Below are 15,672 nucleotides of genomic sequence, written 5' to 3'. Positions count from 1 at the left end.
GGCGTTGGCCCCTGATAGTTCCTCGCAATCTGCTGGCCGCAAGCTCGGAGTAGAAACACCGTGGAGCCAGATCGGCTGCACCAGCACAGCAGTTTGGGGGTTGTGCGCCGGTAGCGGCAAAAATCCGTATCAGACCATGATCGACCTCGCCAGCCCCGCTTACAAGTGCTCCTGCCCATCACGCAAGTTTCCCTGCAAACATGCGCTCGGGTTGCTGCTGCTGTGGTCCGCAGGCACCGTCCCCGACACCGACGAACCAGTCGACTTCGTCCAGTCCTGGCTCGATGGGCGGACCACCCGAGCCACCCGCTCAGAGACAAAAACCGCCCCGGATCCCGTGCGAGCCGCAAAAGCCGCCGAACGCCGCAGAGAGCGCGTCAGCGACGGTCTCGAAGAGTTCGATCGGTGGCTGCGCGACCAACTGCACAACGGCCTCGCCGGTGTCGATACCTCGGTCTACAAGTGGCTTGACCCGGTGGCCTCCCGCCTTGTTGACGCTCAAGCACCGGGGGTCGCCGTTAGGGTGCGGGAGCTGGCCTCCGTCTTCCGGATGCCGAATTGGCCCGATCAGCTGCTGCGCGAACTGTCCATGCTGAGACTGCTGATACACGCTCACCGCCACCTCAACGAGCTGGATCCGCCACTGGCCGCCACAGTGCGCAGGCACATTGGCTACCCAGTGACTACCGAGGAAGTGCTGGCTATACCGGGGGTTCTGGACGAATGGGAGGTGTTGGGGCGCAACTACACCGGCAGCGACAAGCTGGTGACCCGCCGCACCTTTCTGTACGGGCGCGCCACCAACAGGTTAGCGACACTGATGTCCTTCGCCCCCAACTCCACTGGGCTCGACGCAGGCACGCCGCCCGGCACCGCCATTGCCGCGACCGCGCACTTCTATCCCGGTCAGCCGAGGCAACGGGTGCTACTCGCCGACGGCCACCACGCCCCGCAGCCAATCGGCACACCGACGGCGACAGGCACAACCATCGCCGCCGCGTTCGACGACCGCGCTGCGGCTATCGCCCTAGACCCTTGGCTCACCCAGTTCCCAGTGATCGTCACTGTCCGTCCCGCCCTGAGTAATTCACGAGAGCCAACGTTGGTGGATGAGGATGGACACTCGGTGCCGTTACATGCCGCTGACGACTGGTGGTGGTCGCTGTTGGCCGTCAGCGGCGGGCAGCCAGTGCACGTGCTGGGCGATCTCGCCGATCACGGCATGTGTTTCGTCGCGGCATGGTCCCCAGAAGGGCTGGTGCATCAATGACAGCAGCCTGGGATCAGCTGGTATCGCTGTCAGTGACCGGTTTGGCCGGAAAACCGATACCGCTCGACGGGTATCACCCGCTGATCTCCCACCACCTTGGACAGCAGCACACCGACTCCATCGACGGCACCTATGAGATCGCGGCCCTCATGACCGTCGCCGGGCGCGCCGGTGTTCAACCCGCGCCCGCCGTCGACCCGCTGCCTCCTGCTCCCACTGACGAGTTACCCGAAGTATCCCCCGCCCTTACCGAATTACTTTGTAGTGCAATGGAATCAAACCAACGCGTGACGTCCTGGGCATTACGCGAGATCGCGACACGAGAGCGTCGGGTGCCAATTCAGCTGATACCCCGGTTGCTACAGCTGGCCGGCACCCACAAGCAGGATCATGCCGAGATCACCGCAATCCTCGGGCGTCGCGGGCAGTGGGTGGCCGAAGTGGCGGGCGTTGGTTACGTCGATGATTCCGACGACTCGCTGTGGACTCACGGTTCACTCAGCCAGCGAGAGGGCTGGCTATCTGCTCTGCGTCGCAGAGATCCAGAATCCGCCCGGCGGGCGCTAGAAGCGGTATGGGCCAAGGAAAAGGCCGCCGATCGCGAGTCGCTGCTGGCGGCGCTCGAGCCCGGACTGTCCCTCGCCGACGAGGCCTTCCTTGAGCAGGCTCTTGATGACCGCGCTAAGGGAGTACGTTCTGTGGCAGCACAGTTCTTGGCCAAGCTGCCCGGCTCCGCGTTGCAACAGCGTATGACCGAGCGCACCCGGTCGATCATCTCTGCACGGAAACGTTTGGGCAGATTAACAATTCATATCGCGCTACCGGACGAACTGGATGAGCAGGCAGCACGCGACGGTATCGATACCGGTCAAGCTCCCTCCGGCACAGGCCGTAGCGTCTGGCTGCTGCGGCAGATCCTCTCGAAAACGCCGCTGCTGCCGGCACTGACCGAGAGCCTGCGCGCATCTCCACGAGATATCGTGCGCGCGCTCCCCGAAGAGTTCTCGGCCGATATTATCGAACCGTTGGCACACCAGACCGCCCGCGCCAACGACGCCACCTGGGCACTCGCGCTCGTACGACACGATGCCTGCCCGGATGTTGTGGTCAGTGCACTTCCCGATCCGCAGCGGTCTGAGTTTGTCGAGCGCCGATTAGCCCAAGCCAACGTGCAGCATGGGGAAATACTGACTTCGATTGCCGTGCCGTGGCCACCCAGGATCTGCGCCGCCGCGGTAAAACGCCTGAGCAACGAGGTGAACACTCCGACAGCCGCCGGCTGGCGTTGGTCAGAGTACACCCGCGAGTTGGAAATCAATCTTCCTGTTGGTCAACATGATCCGTGGATCAAACAACTTGTTGATCTACAAGCCGAGGCCGCCGAGACCTGGTCAGTCATCTTTACCCGGCTGATCGATGCCCTGACGTTACGATCTGCCATCACCAAGGAGTTGCCATGACCGCAGTCGATACCCTGATCCGGCCGCACGCCGAGCAGCAGTTCGCCCACGAACTCGACGCCTTGAAGGCCAGTGACGGCGGTGTTCGTCCGCCCAACTGGCAGCTATCGCCCACGGCTGTGGTTACTTACTTACTCGGCGGAACGTCCGCGGACGGGACGGTAATCACACCCAAATACATCGGCCCGCGCCGGCTCATGGAGGTCGCGGTGGCAACGCTGGCGACCGACAGAGCGCTGCTACTCCTTGGCGTGCCAGGGACCGCGAAAACCTGGGTTTCCGAACATCTTTCCGCAGCGATATCCGGCACCTCGACATTGCTCATCCAGGGCACAGCCGGCACGCCAGAGGAAGCAATCAGGTACGGATGGAATTACGCGCGGCTGATAGCCGAGGGACCTAGCAGGGAGGCTCTGGTGCCATCGCCGATCATGACGGCGATGGCCGAGGGCAAGGTTGCACGGCTAGAGGAACTGACGCGCATCCCGTCTGAGGTACAAGATGCCCTGATCACCGTGCTGTCCGAGAAGACGCTTCCCATTCCCGAACTGAACATGGAAGTACAGGCCACCCAAGGGTTTTCCGTAATCGCGACAGCCAACGACAGAGACCGGGGGGTCAACGAGCTGTCGTCAGCCTTACGCAGGCGTTTCAACACCGTGGTGCTGCCGCTGCCTGCCTCTGCCGAGGACGAAGTAGCCATCGTCACCCAGCGCGTCGACTCACTCGGCAAGGCATTGTCACTCCCCGAGGTACCGGCCGCAGCCGAGGAGATACGTCGCGTGGTCACCGTATTCCGCGAGCTGCGTTCGGGTCTGACGACTGATGGACGCACCAAGGTCAAACAACCCTCGGGCACACTATCTACGGCAGAGGCGATTTCGGTGCTCACCCATGGAATAGCCTTGGCCGTCCACTTCGGTGACGGAGTGCTGCGACCAGGCGATGTGGCGTCCGGAATCGTCGGCGCGGTCATCAAAGATCCGGTCGCCGACGCCGTGGTGTGGACCGAGTACCTGGAAGCCGTGGTCCGGGAACGCCAGGACTGGAATGACTTCTACCGTGCTTGCCGGGAACACACGTGACCGCCACCGTTCACGTCTTAGGAGTGCGCCACCACGGTCCCGGATCGGCACGAGCGGTGTTGGCAGCCCTCGATCGAATCAACCCTGATCGAATTCTCATCGAAGGGCCCAGCGACGCCGACCATCTCATACCGTTGGTCACTGCCGAGGGCATGATCCCACCGGTCGCCATTCTCGGATACGCACCCGATAATCCAAGACTCTCCGCGTTTTGGCCACTGGGAGTGTTCTCGCCGGAGTGGCAGGCGATGGTGTGGGCGTCTAGCCGTGGAGTACCCGTCGGATTCTGCGATCAACCAACCGGCACGGTGCTGGCCGAAAGCGAACGCGAGTCCCGCAGCGACAACAGCAATGCCGACAGTCCGCGCACAGACCCGATCGCCGCACTTGCCAACGCCGCCGGTTATGACGACCCGGAACGATGGTGGGACGACGTCATCGAATCACGTTCTGGCGACCAAGGATTCGATGCCATTACAGAAGCCATGGGTGAGCTGCGTCAAGACGGGGTTGATGACCGCGATCTGCGTCGCGAAGCCCACATGCGGCAGGTACTGCGCAAGAATATGAAAGCGTCCGATGTCGGCCACGTCGCGGTAGTGTGCGGAGCCTGGCATGCGCCGGCCCTCACCGGCAAGCTAACCACCGCGACCGCGGACACCGCACTCCTTCGCGATACTCCCAAACGCAAGACCCAACTCACCTGGGTGCCGTGGACGCACTCCCGGTTGGCGTACGCGTCCGGCTACGGAGCCGGTGTACTCTCCCCTGGCTGGTACCACCACCTGTTTACCGCACCTGATAGGCCGGTCGAACGCTGGCTCACGTCGGTCGCGTATCGACTGCGCGAGAAGGATGTTCCGGTGTCGTCGGCGCATATCATCGAAAGTGCCAGGCTCGCCGACGCCCTTGCCACCATGCGCCGACGTCCGCTGGCCGGCCTCGCAGAAGTCACCGAGGCCACCGAGGCGGTGATGTGTGAGGGCGAACCCATGCTCGTCGACCTCATCTGGCGCGACCTCGTCGTCGGCGAGGCGCTGGGTACGATTCCCGATGACACTCCGATGGTGCCGCTGGAGGCAGACCTACGTGCCACCGCGAAATCGTTACGCCTCAAAATTGATCCGCTGACCATCGAGGTGGTGCTGGATCTTCGTAAGCCTAATGACCTTGGCAAGTCCCACCTGCTGCACCGGCTCAATGCCTTGGATATCGGTTGGGGAACACCGGCAGCGACCCGCGGCACCGGCACCTTCAAGGAAGGCTGGTCGTTAACTTGGCGACCAGAGCTGGCCGTTGACATCGTCGTCGCCGCGGTGTGGGGAAGTACTGTGGCGACCGCCGCCAGTGCCCGACTCATAGACCGCGCTGATTCGGCCGAGACCCTGGCCCACATCTCCGACGCTCTCGAGGCCGCACTGCTCGCCGAACTCCCCCAGGCGATTTCACCGATCCTGGCCGCACTCGACGCGCGTGCCGCGGTGGACCGTGATATCGAACACCTGATGGCCGCGCTGCCAGCATTGGCCCGTGCGCAACGGTACGGAGATGTTCGCGGCACCAGCATCCAGATCGTCGCCGATGTCGCCGCCTCATTGCTGGTCCGCATCTGCGCCAGCCTGCCCGCCGCGGTGACCGGGCTCGGTGAAGACGCGGCCCAACAACTACGGCCGCTCATCGATGGGGTGAACGATGCGACCGCGCTAATGTCCGAGGAGCGTCGCGCCGACTGGCTGTCCACTCTTATCGCGCTAGCCAACCGCGGCGATGTCAACGGCATCCTGGTTGGGCGATTGGTTCGAATTCTGTTCGATGCCAGAAGGATCGATGCCAACGAGACTGCCGTCCGGCTGCAACGCGCTTTGTCGACAAGTGCAACCCCGGTCGATAAGGCGCAATGGTTGGCGGGCTTCCTGGCAGGCGGAGGGGTGCTACTGGTCCACGATCGGATGCTGCTGAACGTTATCGACGAATGGCTGACCAAGCTTCGCGATGACACGTTCACCGATCTGCTGCCGCTGCTGCGCCGCACCTTCTCGGAATTCGAGACCCCGGTCAGGCGCAACATCGCCGAGAACCTGCGCGCAGGGACTGGAGTGGTTACCTGCCTGGAGTCCACCGACTTGGATACCGAGCGAGCCGCGCCCGCTGTCGCTACCGTCGCCCGAATCCTAGGGCTGGACCATGAGTGAGCGCGATCGCCGCTGGCGCCTGGTACTCGGGGAGCCATCCACCGAATCTCTGGGCGCACTCTCCGGCGACGCGTCGGCGATGGACAAGGCGCTGGCCGCGCTGTACGACGGCGATCGCAAGGGAGGGCTCGGTTCCTCCGCTCCATCGGTGGCCCGATGGCTCGGCGATATCCGAAAGTACTTTCCTTCCACCGTTGTTCAGGTAATGCAGAAAGACGCGGTGGAGAGGCTCAATCTCGCAGCGCTACTTGTCGAACCAGAACTCATCGAGACCGTCGAAGCGAATGTGGACATGGTCGCCACACTGATAAGTCTCGGCAAGGCGATTCCGGAGACGTCCCGTGCGTCAGCACGAGCCGTCGTCGCCAAGGTGGTTGCCGAGATCGAGCGGCGCATCGCCGACAAGACACGCACGGCAGTCGGTGGTGCGTTGAACCGCGCCGCCCGCACCCAACGACCTCGCACGGCTGATATCGATTGGAACCGGACCATTGGCAAGAACCTCAAGAACTACCTACCCGAGCAGAAGACGATCGTTCCGGAGCGGCTCGTCGGGTATGCGCGCCGGTCGCAGATCGTGGGCCGGGACATTGTGCTGGCCATCGACCAGTCCGGGTCCATGGCCAACTCGATCGTGTATTCGTCGGTGTTCGGCGCTGTGCTTGCTTCGATCCGCGCCGTTCACACCTCACTAGTGTTGTTCGACACCGAGATCGTGGATCTCACGGATAAGCTCGCCGATCCGGTGGATGTCCTGTTTGGTGCGACGCTCGGCGGCGGTACCGACATCAACCGCGCCATTGCCTACTGCCAGGGATTGATTACCCGGCCTCGAGACTCGGTGTTCGTCCTCATATCCGACCTCTACGAGGGCGGTCTCAAAGACAAGATGCTGGCTCGTACCGCACAGATGAAAGCGGCGGGCATCCAGGTGATCGTGCTACTGGCGCTTTCGGACGAAGGTGCCCCCGCGTTCGACCGGGAAATCGCGGCGGCACTGGCGACCATGGAGATACCCGCCTTCGCCTGCACGCCGGACATGTTCCCTGATCTGCTGGCACAAGCCCTAACCCGCGGCGACATCAATGCGTGGGTGGCCAAAACCCTGCCATCCTGAGGAGTCGCCGAACTCGGCTACGAGCAGGTGCGCGCCGAGCTAATCGACGGCGTGCGGCAGCTCGAGCAGCGCGGGCTGGATTATGACTAGCATCGCCTCCGTTAGTGTCGCAGCATGTCTGACACGACGGAGCCTGGTGGTCTGGACGATATCGACACTCCTTTCCTGGCCGTCGATTTGGCAGTGATGGACCGCAATATCGAACGGCTCGCCGGACGTCTCCGCGGCACCGGGGTCCAGCTGCGGCCACATGCCAAGAGCCACAAGTGCGTTGAAATAGCACAGCGCCAGATCGATAGCGGAGCGATTGGCCTTACCGTCGCCACGATCGGCGAGGCCGAGGTATTCGCCGAGGCGGGATTCACCGACCTATTCATCGCCTACCCGCTGTGGCTGACCCCGCAGAAGGCACATCGGCTGCGGCGGGTGTCTGCCCGCGCGGGGCTCCGTGTGGCGGTGGATTCCGTTGCGGGTGCCCAGCAGTTGGCCGAACACCTCGGCGATCTGCCCATCACCGTAGTCGTGGAGATCGATTCCGGACATCACCGCACCGGGGTAGCCCCGGCCGAAGCCGGTGCGGTGGCGACAGCAGCACGCTCGGCCGGGCTGAATGTCGTGGGTGTCTTCACATTTCCGGGCCACGGCTACACCCCTGGACAACGTGCCGAGGTCGCCGCGCAGGAAGCACAGGCGTTGGACGCGGCAGCCAACAGCCTGCGTGCAGCGGGAATCGAACCTTCGGTGCGCAGCGGCGGCTCCACCCCCACCGTCGACTCCGCCGACAACACTGTGTTGACCGAGGTGAGGCCCGGCGTCTACCCGTTCAACGACGCACAGCAATTCGAGTTGGACGTCTGCACGCTCGACGACATCGCACTCAGTGCCGTCACCACCGTGGTGCACACCCGGGGCCGGACCGCGATCGTGGATGCGGGCAGCAAGATCCTGGGCGCCGACCGGCCGGGGTGGGCCACTGGCTTCGGGCGTCTGATCGACGAGCCGGATGCCCGCATCGTCGCACTGTCCGAGCACCACGCGACCATCGAGTTTCCCGGCGCTGCACCATCTCCCGGCACCCGCCTGCGCATCGCGCCGAATCATCTGTGCAACGCGGTGAATCTGGTCGACTCGCTGGTCATTGCCACGGCGGATGGTCCGCGGCACTGGGCGGTAGCGGCGCGCGGCACCAACACCTAGCGGATCAGCGCGGCAGCGGCTTGGCCGTCTGTACCGCGCGGGCGACGGTCTGGAAGGCCTCGGTGTTACCGGCACCGGTGACGGCGACGGTCACCGTGTTGTCCAGTCGGGTCACCCACAGCGGCTCGGTACCTTCGCCGCCCTCGTACGCGATCCAACGCACACCGTCCACATCTTCGGGCCCGCGTGGCACGAGTGCACTGTTCAGCTTCGGGACGAGCTTCTCCTCGGGGGCGCCGCTTTGCACCACCGCCATGTAGGCACCCGATGGGCTCAGGTATCCCACCCTGGTCAGCGGAACTCCCTCGACACTGTCTCGCCCCCCGGAATTCGCCCGCCAGCCCTCGGGCAGCGACGGCTCCCGGACCGGGAACGAGAACTGCCGGGCGTCGCCCTGCAGTGCGGCGTGCGCGTCATAGGAGGGCGGGTCACCGGCCGTCGGGCCGTTGGGAGTGAAGGAGCACATTCCCAACAAGCCGGCCAGCACGATGCACGCGACCACCAGCGGAGCCATCGACCAGAACATGTCGCGGCCATCTTGGAACAACCGCGGCTTGGCCGGCCGGGGTGCGGGCACGGCGATGCGATCGTCGGGTCCGGAATCTTGGTCCGGATCTGGTGCACCTCCCACGCCCCCATCCTTGCAGGCGCGCATGAAAGAATCACAACTCATGAGCCCGTCGCGCAGAGAAGCCCCGGACCGCAACCTGGCATTAGAGCTGGTCAGAGTCACCGAGGCGGGTGCCATGGCCGCGGGTCGATGGGTCGGCCGCGGTGAGAAGGAAAAGGGCGACGGCGCCGCCGTCGACGCCATGCGTGAGCTGGTCAACTCCGTTTCCATGCGCGGTGTGGTCGTCATCGGTGAGGGCGAGAAGGACAACGCCCCAATGCTCTACAACGGCGAGGATGTCGGCAACGGCGACGGACCGGACTGCGATTTCGCCGTGGATCCGGTGGACGGCACCACCCTGATGAGCAAGGGCATGCCGAACGCGATCTCCGTGCTCGCGGTCTCCGAGCGTGGCACCATGTTCGATCCGTCGGCCGTCTTCTACATGGAGAAGATCGCCGTCGGCCCCGACGCCGCCGATGTCATCGACATCACTGCACCCGTCTCGGAAAACATCAAGCGCGTCGCCAAGGTGCGCAACTGTTCGGTCTCCGACATCACCGTGTGCATCCTGGACCGGCCCCGCCATGGCGAGCTCATCCAGAACGTCCGCGAGACCGGCGCCCGCATTCGCCTGATTTCCGATGGTGACGTGGCGGGTGCGATCTCGACGGCCCGTCCGAACTCAGGCACCGACATGCTGCTCGGCATCGGCGGCACCCCCGAGGGCATCATCGCCGCTGCCGCCATGCGCTGCATGGGCGGCGCCATCCACGGCAAGCTCGCTCCGCGCGATGACGAGGAACGCCAGAAGGCCATCGACGCCGGCTACGACCTGGACCAGATCCTCACCACCGAAGACCTGGTATCCGGCGAAAACGTCTTCTTCTGCGCGACCGGTGTCACCGACGGCGACCTGCTGCAGGGCGTCCGATACTTCGGCGGCGGCTGCACCACACAGTCCATCGTGATGCGCTCCAAGTCCGGCACCGTCCGGATGATCGAGGCATACCACCGCCTTACCAAGCTCCGCGAATACTCCGCGGTCGACTTCACCGGCGACGACGACGCCACCCATCCCCTCCCCTGATCACTCCCTCATCGACGACGAGAAGGAATCACATGACTGACCAGCCAGGGCAGCAGTACCGCATCGAGCACGACACCATGGGCGAGGTTCGCGTGCCCGTGGAAGCACTGTGGCGCGCGCAGACACAGCGCGCCGTCGAAAACTTCCCCATCTCGGGGCGTGGCCTGGAGCGCACACAGATCCGTGCGCTCGGCCTGCTGAAGGGCGCCTGCGCCCAGGTCAACAAGGACCTGGGCCTGCTCGCGCCGGAAAAGGCCGACGCCATTATCGCTGCGGCACAGGAAATCGCCGACGGCAAGCATGACGACCAGTTCCCCATCGACGTGTTCCAGACCGGTTCGGGCACCAGCTCGAACATGAACGCCAACGAGGTGATCGCGTCGATCGCCGCACTAGGTGGCACCACTGTTCACCCCAATGACGACGTGAACATGTCGCAGTCCTCCAATGACACCTTCCCGACGGCCACCCACCTGGCCGCGACCGAAGCTGCTGCGCGCGACCTGATTCCGGCGCTGGAGTACCTGCAGCAGGCGCTGGCCACCAAGGCCAAGGCGTGGAAGACCGTGGTGAAGTCCGGCCGCACCCACCTCATGGATGCGGTGCCGGTGACTCTCGGCCAGGAGTTCGGTGGTTACGCCCGACAGATCGAGGCCGGCATCGAGCGGGTCAAGGCGACCCTGCCCCGCCTGGGCGAGCTGCCCATCGGTGGCACCGCCGTCGGCACGGGCCTGAACGCACCCGATGGCTTTGGTTCGAAAGTTGTTGAGGTACTGAAGAAGTCGACGGGCCTCTCGGAACTGAAGACGGCCACGGATTCGTTCGAGGCGCAGGCCGCGCGCGACGGGCTGGTCGAGGCTTCCGGCGCACTGAAGACCATCGCGGCGTCGCTGACCAAGATCGCCAACGACATTCGCTGGATGGGTTCGGGCCCGCTGACCGGTCTGGGCGAGATCCAGCTGCCCGATCTGCAGCCCGGCAGCTCGATCATGCCCGGCAAGGTGAACCCGGTGCTACCCGAGGCAGTCACCCAGGTGGCCGCACAGGTGATCGGTAACGACGCCGCCATCACCGTGGGCGGACTGTCCGGCGCCTTCGAGCTCAACGTGTACATCCCGGTGATGGCCCGCAACCTGCTGGAGTCATTCACGCTGCTGGCCAACGTGTCTCGCCTCTTCGTCGACAAGTGCGTGGACGGCCTGATCGCCAACGAGGACCACCTGCGGACGCTGGCGGAATCCTCTCCGTCGATCGTTACCCCGCTGAACTCGGCGATCGGCTACGAGGAAGCGGCGGCCGTGGCCAAGGAGGCGCTCAAGCAGCGCAAGACAATTCGCCAGACCGTCATCGACCGCGGCCTCATCGGCGACAAGCTGAGCATCGAGGAGCTGGACAAGCGCCTGGACGTGCTCGCCATGGCAAAGGTGAAAGATTAATTAAGACCCCGTGACCGTGGGTACCTAGTACGACGGCAGGACGATGTCCTCCCAGGTGACGGTTATGGTCGGTGGCTCGATACCGATGATGTCGTTGACCACTGCGGCAGCTCGCTTCCGCAGTGCGTCACCGTCATCGAGGTAGGTGTGGTCACGATCGCCGGCACCGATGGCCACCAGGTTGATACGGAGCGCTGTCACTGCCTGCGCGTCCACCTCCACGTCTACGGCAGCGATCGCCGCTGACGCCTCAGCGGCGAGCTCGGCCAGGCCTGATGCCAGTGCTTTTGCCAACGCAAGATGACTGACAGTGATCCCCGGGATTGCCGTGCTGATCGGCTTGCCCCTGCGTGGAAGTGCGGCGATCCGGTGCGCGACGGCGGCGCGCAGCTGCTCAAGAGCCGATCCACCCTCACTCCAGGATGCTCCCGGTACATAGTCATCTGGTCCGCCGTCGAGCTCGGCCAATCGGCGGGTGGCATCGGCGATCCATGCCGTGGCGTCAGCGACGGCATCATGGTGGTCCCCGGTTCTCGCATCCATCAGTTCTCCAGTGTTACGCCATATGCCGGGAGCTGTACAGCTGGCGGACTCAATGTGGTCTCCGCGTTCGTTCATGGGCGGAAATCCTTCAGCGCTTCCGCCAGCCGCTTGCGGGTGCGCTGCAAGTTGCCGCGGACCGATCCCTCAGTGGTCCGAAGAACCGTCGCTATCTCCGCCAGCGGTAGGTCGTAGACCTCACGAAGCCACCAGGTCGCCCGCGCCGAATAGGGCAGCTGCGATAACTCACGACTCAACGCGGCAAGGAAATCGCCGTCCAGGGCTCGTTCACCGGGCCCAGCACTGATATCCGCGACTTCGGGCACGTCGTCGATATCGACGTCGCGACGGCGCCGCCGCATTGCGTCCACGGTCTTCCGGGACGCAAGTGAGTACAACCAGGTGCGGAACTGCGACCGAAAGGCAAACGACGGCAGCCCTTTCCAGGCGGCGATGAACGTCTCCTGGACGATGTCGTCATACTCCGCCCGCTCCGGATACGTGCGGGCAACGAATCTCAGCAGCGCGGGGCCATGCCGGACGACCAGAACATCGAACGCCTCTGAATCACCGTGCTGGGCGCGTCGAGCAAGCATCTCGTCCGACAGTGACGCCAGCAGTTCCCCCCGCGGCAAGAGCGGCAGCACCACTGTGTCCCCTGTCGTCGTGAGCGCGGAAATGTGCGTTAGATCTCATCGGCGTGCGTAATACCAACCGTTGCCCGACGAACTCATTGTGCCGGACGGAAATGTCCGGAAGCTGAGACAAGTCGAAGGAGAAGCTGATGACCACGGCAACCCAAACCCATGAAGTGAGTTCGTCGAAGCAGGTAGACAAGTCCAGTAATGCCGTCGAGAAAGTCGCCAACCATGGCGTCACCACCATCGCCGACGTGGTGGTCTCCAAGATCGCTGGTATCGCTACGCGCGAGGTCGACGGTGTCTACGACCTGGGAGGCCAGGCTGCCCGCGTCGTGGGAAAGTTGCGCGAGACGCTGCCAGGTTCACCCAGCCTCACCCAGGGCGTGAGCGTCGAGGTTGGCGAACGTCAAGCAGCCATCGACATCGGGATAGTCGCTGATTACGGGATCGCCATCCATGACCTGGCCGAGGGAATTCGCAGCAACGTCATCTCCTCCGTCGAGAACATGACCGGGCTCGAGGTCACCGAGGTCAACGTCACCGTGCACGACGTGCACTTCGCCGACGGTGATGACGACGCATCCGACGCCGGAGAGCCACGAGTCCAGTGACGGACGCGACCGGCGAGCGGGTCGATCGTGTGGTCGCGGCGGTGACTGCCGTCGACGGCGTCATCGGCCTCTATTCCGGAGGGCTGGGAGTCCCCGCCACACACCTACCCGGTCGGACGGTGCGAGGTGTGCGGCTGGGGGCCGACGGCGGCGAGGTTCACGTGGTGCTCGACCTCCGGACCGGTCTACTCGACGTGGCGGCCCGGGTGCGCCGGGCCGCCAGCGAGGCGGCGGGCGTACCGGTTGTCGTCGTGGTCGACGACGTGGCAGTGGCCGAAGCACAGGCCTGACCGCCGTGCTCGATGTTGAACGGCAGGCACGCCGCGAGGCCGTACGAAGGCATCACCCCGATGCGGGTGGATCGGGAGAGGCGCTCATGGCAGCGCTGCAGACTCTGGCCGACGATCGAGCCCCGCGGCGCGCCACGGTTCGAGTACAGCGGACCTGGCGCGGCCGGTTTACGACCCTTGCGAGCGCAGCTCGCCGGCGGCGCATCCAGCGACAACGCATCAAATATCTCGATAGGAGATGACGAGAATGAATGGAAATTACACAGTGATCGGCCTGTTCGCGGGCCTGCTGCTGGCGATAGCAGTCGTCACTGGTGGCCTGATCGGATTCCTCCTTGCGGTGGTATTGGCCGGAGCCGGAGGCGCCCTCGGTGCGCATCTCGACGGCACCATCGATCTCACCGCGCTCGGTCGCCGCGACCGGAGCTGACGATGGTGACCACTACTGGGGTGGTACCGGTGCGCGGTACTACCCGCGTTCACGAGCGGGTGCGCCATCGTTTGATTGAGCATGCCGTGCTTTCGGTACCCGGGGTGGTTCGCCACGGGAGCATGGCTCCCGGCCGGGCATTGCCATCGATCGCCATCGCCGACGACATACGCCCCACGGTGAACGTCAAGATCGCGGCCACCTGGCCCACTGACGGTGCGCGCGTTGTCGACGCGGTCCGGGCAGCGGTGGCCCAAGAACTGCACGAATCGCTCGGCGAGGACCCGGCCGGCGTCAACGTGCGTATCGCGCGGATCGAAAGCAATCGCACGCCGGCCGAAGTGGCCGACGCCTACGCCGCAGATGCCGGTGACCCGGAGGAGAGCGACACCGCGATAGAGGTAAGCAGTAGATACCGAGGACCGCACCGTGTCGCCGGATCAACCATCACCAGCACCCTCATCGCCATGGGGCTGGTTGCCGCGGGCGTGATCGCGCTGCGCGACGCAGCGATCGGTGTGGGATGGGTAGGCGGTTCGATGTGGACCGCCACAGTGGCCGGGTGGGTACAGCACGCGCACTGGATGTGGTGGACCTGGCCAGCAGCCGTGGTGGCGGGGATCGCGGGATTGATCCTGCTCGTCCTCGCGGTGAAGCCGCGACGCCGCACCCATATCGCGGTAGGCGATGGAATCTTGGTGCCTCATGCATCAGTTCACCGATGGCGCGACGGACATCGCGGCTCACTTCGCGAGAAGAAGGGCGGAACCAATCAGTGACGCGCACCACGCAATTCATCGATAGGTTACTCACGGCTCTATTGGCCATCGTGTTGTTGACCAGCGCGGTCTGGCTGATTGGCTACCGCACCGACACCCGCCTGGCGCGCCAGGCGCGCCAGGCGGCGGCAGCAGTCGACTCACAGGCCCCGGCCCGCGCACTCGAATGGCCGTGGCTATCAGGCGTTCTTGCGGGAGCCGGAGTCGCTGCCTTCCTCGTCGGGCTCTGGTTATTGCTCGTCCATCTGCGCCCCACATCGGTCCGCAGTCTCGGCGACACCGACGGGCAAGTCGATCTGTCCCGATTGGCCGACGCGGCCGCGGATGACCTGGCACGTCACCCCTCCGTGCAGAGTGCCCGCGCAGTGACACTCCGCGAGAAGGGCCGACCGGTGGTCCGAGTCACCATGGGCGTCTCGCCCCATACCTCAACCACTGAAATCCGACACCTCGCCCGACAATGCGGCGCCGATATTCGGCGTGCGGCCAACAACGACCTGGACGTCCAGCTCCTGGTCAAGGAAGTATCCGAGGACAAGGTCCGCCCGCAGGTCGTCTGAGCACAGGACGAAAAAGCTTGGGTGCAACCGTGAATCGATCGGCTGCCCCCGGGAGTAGGTAACGATCGAGCACCGCCCAACGGAAAGGATTCCACGACATGGGAATAACCGACGACGCAAAGAACACGGCTGAAGACTTGAAAGGTCGCGCGAAGGAGGCCTTTGGAGCGGCCACCGACAACGATGACCTCAAGGCCGAGGGTCAGGCGGACCAGGGAATTGCCTCCGCGAAGCAGGCGATCTCTGATGCAGCAGACAAAGTGAAGGAAGGCATCGAGGCGGTCAAAGACAAGTTGACCGGCAAGTAATTCACGCCCTGGTGTCAGGGCCGGCGTGGTGAGCACACGCCCACGCCGGTCTTGGC

General features: G+C 64.4%; 17 protein-coding genes. 14 read left to right on the top strand and 3 right to left on the bottom strand.

Annotation, left to right across the window (positions count from 1 at the left end):
- Positions 1 to 136: 136 nt before the first annotated feature.
- From DSM43276_RS05595 to DSM43276_RS05570, 6 genes are all read left to right on the top strand, one after another.
- Positions 137 to 1,270, top strand: a complete 1,134-nt coding sequence (locus tag DSM43276_RS05595; protein WP_234803016.1) for an SWIM zinc finger family protein — start codon at positions 137 to 139, stop codon at positions 1,268 to 1,270.
- Positions 1,267 to 2,730, top strand: a complete 1,464-nt coding sequence (locus tag DSM43276_RS05590; RefSeq protein ID WP_078329446.1) for a DUF5691 domain-containing protein — start codon at positions 1,267 to 1,269, stop codon at positions 2,728 to 2,730. Before DSM43276_RS05595 ends, DSM43276_RS05590 begins: the two co-directional genes overlap by 4 nt.
- Positions 2,727 to 3,815: an ATP-binding protein gene (locus tag DSM43276_RS05585; RefSeq protein WP_078329445.1), complete on the top strand. Its 1,089-nt coding sequence runs from the start codon at positions 2,727 to 2,729 to the stop codon at positions 3,813 to 3,815. Before DSM43276_RS05590 ends, DSM43276_RS05585 begins: the two co-directional genes overlap by 4 nt.
- Positions 3,812 to 6,007, top strand: a complete 2,196-nt coding sequence (locus tag DSM43276_RS05580) for a DUF5682 family protein (RefSeq protein ID WP_234803015.1) — start codon at positions 3,812 to 3,814, stop codon at positions 6,005 to 6,007. The genes DSM43276_RS05585 and DSM43276_RS05580 overlap by 4 nt, the downstream gene beginning before the upstream one ends.
- Complete coding sequence (locus DSM43276_RS05575; protein WP_078329443.1) at positions 6,000 to 7,124, top strand: VWA domain-containing protein; 1,125 nt, start codon at positions 6,000 to 6,002, stop codon at positions 7,122 to 7,124. The genes DSM43276_RS05580 and DSM43276_RS05575 overlap by 8 nt, the downstream gene beginning before the upstream one ends.
- A gap of 114 nt (positions 7,125 to 7,238) precedes the next feature.
- The gene (locus DSM43276_RS05570) at positions 7,239 to 8,321 is read left to right on the top strand and encodes an alanine racemase (protein ID WP_078329442.1); all 1,083 of its coding nucleotides are present in this window, start codon (positions 7,239 to 7,241) and stop codon (positions 8,319 to 8,321) included.
- A 4-nt stretch (positions 8,322 to 8,325) separates the two neighbouring features.
- On the opposite strand, the gene DSM43276_RS05565 is transcribed toward DSM43276_RS05570, so the two are convergent.
- Entirely contained in the window at positions 8,326 to 8,898 is a 573-nt protein-coding gene (locus DSM43276_RS05565) for a DUF4245 domain-containing protein (RefSeq protein ID WP_078329505.1), read from the bottom strand.
- Positions 8,899 to 8,992: 94 nt separating this feature from the next.
- On the opposite strand from DSM43276_RS05565, the gene glpX reads away from it, so the two are divergent.
- Together glpX and DSM43276_RS05555 are read left to right on the top strand one after the other, a co-directional pair.
- Positions 8,993 to 10,021 (top strand): class II fructose-bisphosphatase, encoded by a 1,029-nt coding sequence (gene glpX / locus DSM43276_RS05560; RefSeq protein ID WP_078309785.1) that lies wholly within the window; start codon positions 8,993 to 8,995, stop codon positions 10,019 to 10,021.
- 32 nt (positions 10,022 to 10,053) lie between these two features.
- On the top strand, positions 10,054 to 11,457 hold the full coding sequence (locus DSM43276_RS05555; protein ID WP_078329441.1) for a class II fumarate hydratase: 1,404 nt from the start codon (positions 10,054 to 10,056) through the stop codon (positions 11,455 to 11,457).
- A 24-nt stretch (positions 11,458 to 11,481) separates the two neighbouring features.
- Here the strand turns inward: DSM43276_RS05555 and DSM43276_RS05550 are convergent, their stop codons facing one another.
- Together DSM43276_RS05550 and DSM43276_RS05545 are read right to left on the bottom strand one after the other, a co-directional pair.
- A complete protein-coding gene (locus tag DSM43276_RS05550) occupies positions 11,482 to 12,000 on the bottom strand; it encodes a class I SAM-dependent methyltransferase (RefSeq protein ID WP_078329440.1) in 519 nt (172 codons plus the stop codon).
- Between the two features lie 71 nt (positions 12,001 to 12,071).
- Positions 12,072 to 12,632 carry an RNA polymerase sigma factor gene (locus DSM43276_RS05545; RefSeq protein WP_078329504.1) on the bottom strand — a complete coding sequence of 187 codons (561 nt, stop codon included), beginning with the start codon at positions 12,630 to 12,632 and terminating at the stop codon, positions 12,072 to 12,074.
- A gap of 149 nt (positions 12,633 to 12,781) precedes the next feature.
- Here DSM43276_RS05545 and DSM43276_RS05540 point away from each other — a divergent pair, with 149 nt between their 5' ends.
- The 6 genes from DSM43276_RS05540 (at position 12,782) to DSM43276_RS05510 (ending at position 15,616) form a co-directional block, all read left to right on the top strand.
- Positions 12,782 to 13,249, top strand: coding sequence for an Asp23/Gls24 family envelope stress response protein (locus DSM43276_RS05540; RefSeq protein WP_078325152.1), 468 nt, complete (start codon positions 12,782 to 12,784; stop codon positions 13,247 to 13,249).
- Positions 13,246 to 13,539: a hypothetical protein gene (locus DSM43276_RS05535; protein ID WP_070936142.1), complete on the top strand. Its 294-nt coding sequence runs from the start codon at positions 13,246 to 13,248 to the stop codon at positions 13,537 to 13,539. Before DSM43276_RS05540 ends, DSM43276_RS05535 begins: the two co-directional genes overlap by 4 nt.
- A 247-nt stretch (positions 13,540 to 13,786) precedes the next feature.
- Positions 13,787 to 13,969: a DUF2273 domain-containing protein gene (locus DSM43276_RS05525; protein WP_078297393.1), complete on the top strand. Its 183-nt coding sequence runs from the start codon at positions 13,787 to 13,789 to the stop codon at positions 13,967 to 13,969.
- Positions 13,970 to 13,971: 2 nt separating this feature from the next.
- Positions 13,972 to 14,748, top strand: coding sequence for a hypothetical protein (locus DSM43276_RS05520; protein WP_078329438.1), 777 nt, complete (start codon positions 13,972 to 13,974; stop codon positions 14,746 to 14,748).
- The gene (locus DSM43276_RS05515; RefSeq protein ID WP_078329437.1) at positions 14,745 to 15,308 is read left to right on the top strand and encodes a hypothetical protein; all 564 of its coding nucleotides are present in this window, start codon (positions 14,745 to 14,747) and stop codon (positions 15,306 to 15,308) included. The genes DSM43276_RS05520 and DSM43276_RS05515 overlap by 4 nt, the downstream gene beginning before the upstream one ends.
- A gap of 98 nt (positions 15,309 to 15,406) precedes the next feature.
- Positions 15,407 to 15,616, top strand: a complete 210-nt coding sequence (locus DSM43276_RS05510) for a CsbD family protein (RefSeq protein WP_078325147.1) — start codon at positions 15,407 to 15,409, stop codon at positions 15,614 to 15,616.
- Positions 15,617 to 15,672: the final 56 nt, after the last annotated feature.

Source organism: Mycobacteroides salmoniphilum (genome assembly GCF_004924335.1).
Classification (GTDB): Bacteria; Actinomycetota; Actinomycetes; order Mycobacteriales; family Mycobacteriaceae; genus Mycobacterium; species Mycobacterium salmoniphilum.
The sequence above is the reverse complement of the archived record's forward strand: the minus strand, read 5'-3'. Positions and strand labels throughout refer to the sequence as shown.

Coding starts and splice junctions, on each gene's coding strand:
- DSM43276_RS05590 (WP_078329446.1), top strand. CDS start 1,267: ATGACAGCAGCCTGGGATCAGCTGGTATCGCTGTCAGTGACCGGTTTG.
- DSM43276_RS05520 (WP_078329438.1), top strand. CDS start 13,972: ATGGTGACCACTACTGGGGTGGTACCGGTGCGCGGTACTACCCGCGTT.
- DSM43276_RS05540 (WP_078325152.1), top strand. CDS start 12,782: ATGACCACGGCAACCCAAACCCATGAAGTGAGTTCGTCGAAGCAGGTA.
- DSM43276_RS05550 (WP_078329440.1), bottom strand. CDS start 12,000: ATGGATGCGAGAACCGGGGACCACCATGATGCCGTCGCTGACGCCACG.
- glpX (WP_078309785.1), top strand. CDS start 8,993: ATGAGCCCGTCGCGCAGAGAAGCCCCGGACCGCAACCTGGCATTAGAG.
- DSM43276_RS05595 (WP_234803016.1), top strand. CDS start 137: ATGATCGACCTCGCCAGCCCCGCTTACAAGTGCTCCTGCCCATCACGC.
- DSM43276_RS05585 (WP_078329445.1), top strand. CDS start 2,727: ATGACCGCAGTCGATACCCTGATCCGGCCGCACGCCGAGCAGCAGTTC.
- DSM43276_RS05555 (WP_078329441.1), top strand. CDS start 10,054: ATGACTGACCAGCCAGGGCAGCAGTACCGCATCGAGCACGACACCATG.
- DSM43276_RS05525 (WP_078297393.1), top strand. CDS start 13,787: ATGAATGGAAATTACACAGTGATCGGCCTGTTCGCGGGCCTGCTGCTG.
- DSM43276_RS05575 (WP_078329443.1), top strand. CDS start 6,000: ATGAGTGAGCGCGATCGCCGCTGGCGCCTGGTACTCGGGGAGCCATCC.
- DSM43276_RS05570 (WP_078329442.1), top strand. CDS start 7,239: ATGTCTGACACGACGGAGCCTGGTGGTCTGGACGATATCGACACTCCT.
- DSM43276_RS05510 (WP_078325147.1), top strand. CDS start 15,407: ATGGGAATAACCGACGACGCAAAGAACACGGCTGAAGACTTGAAAGGT.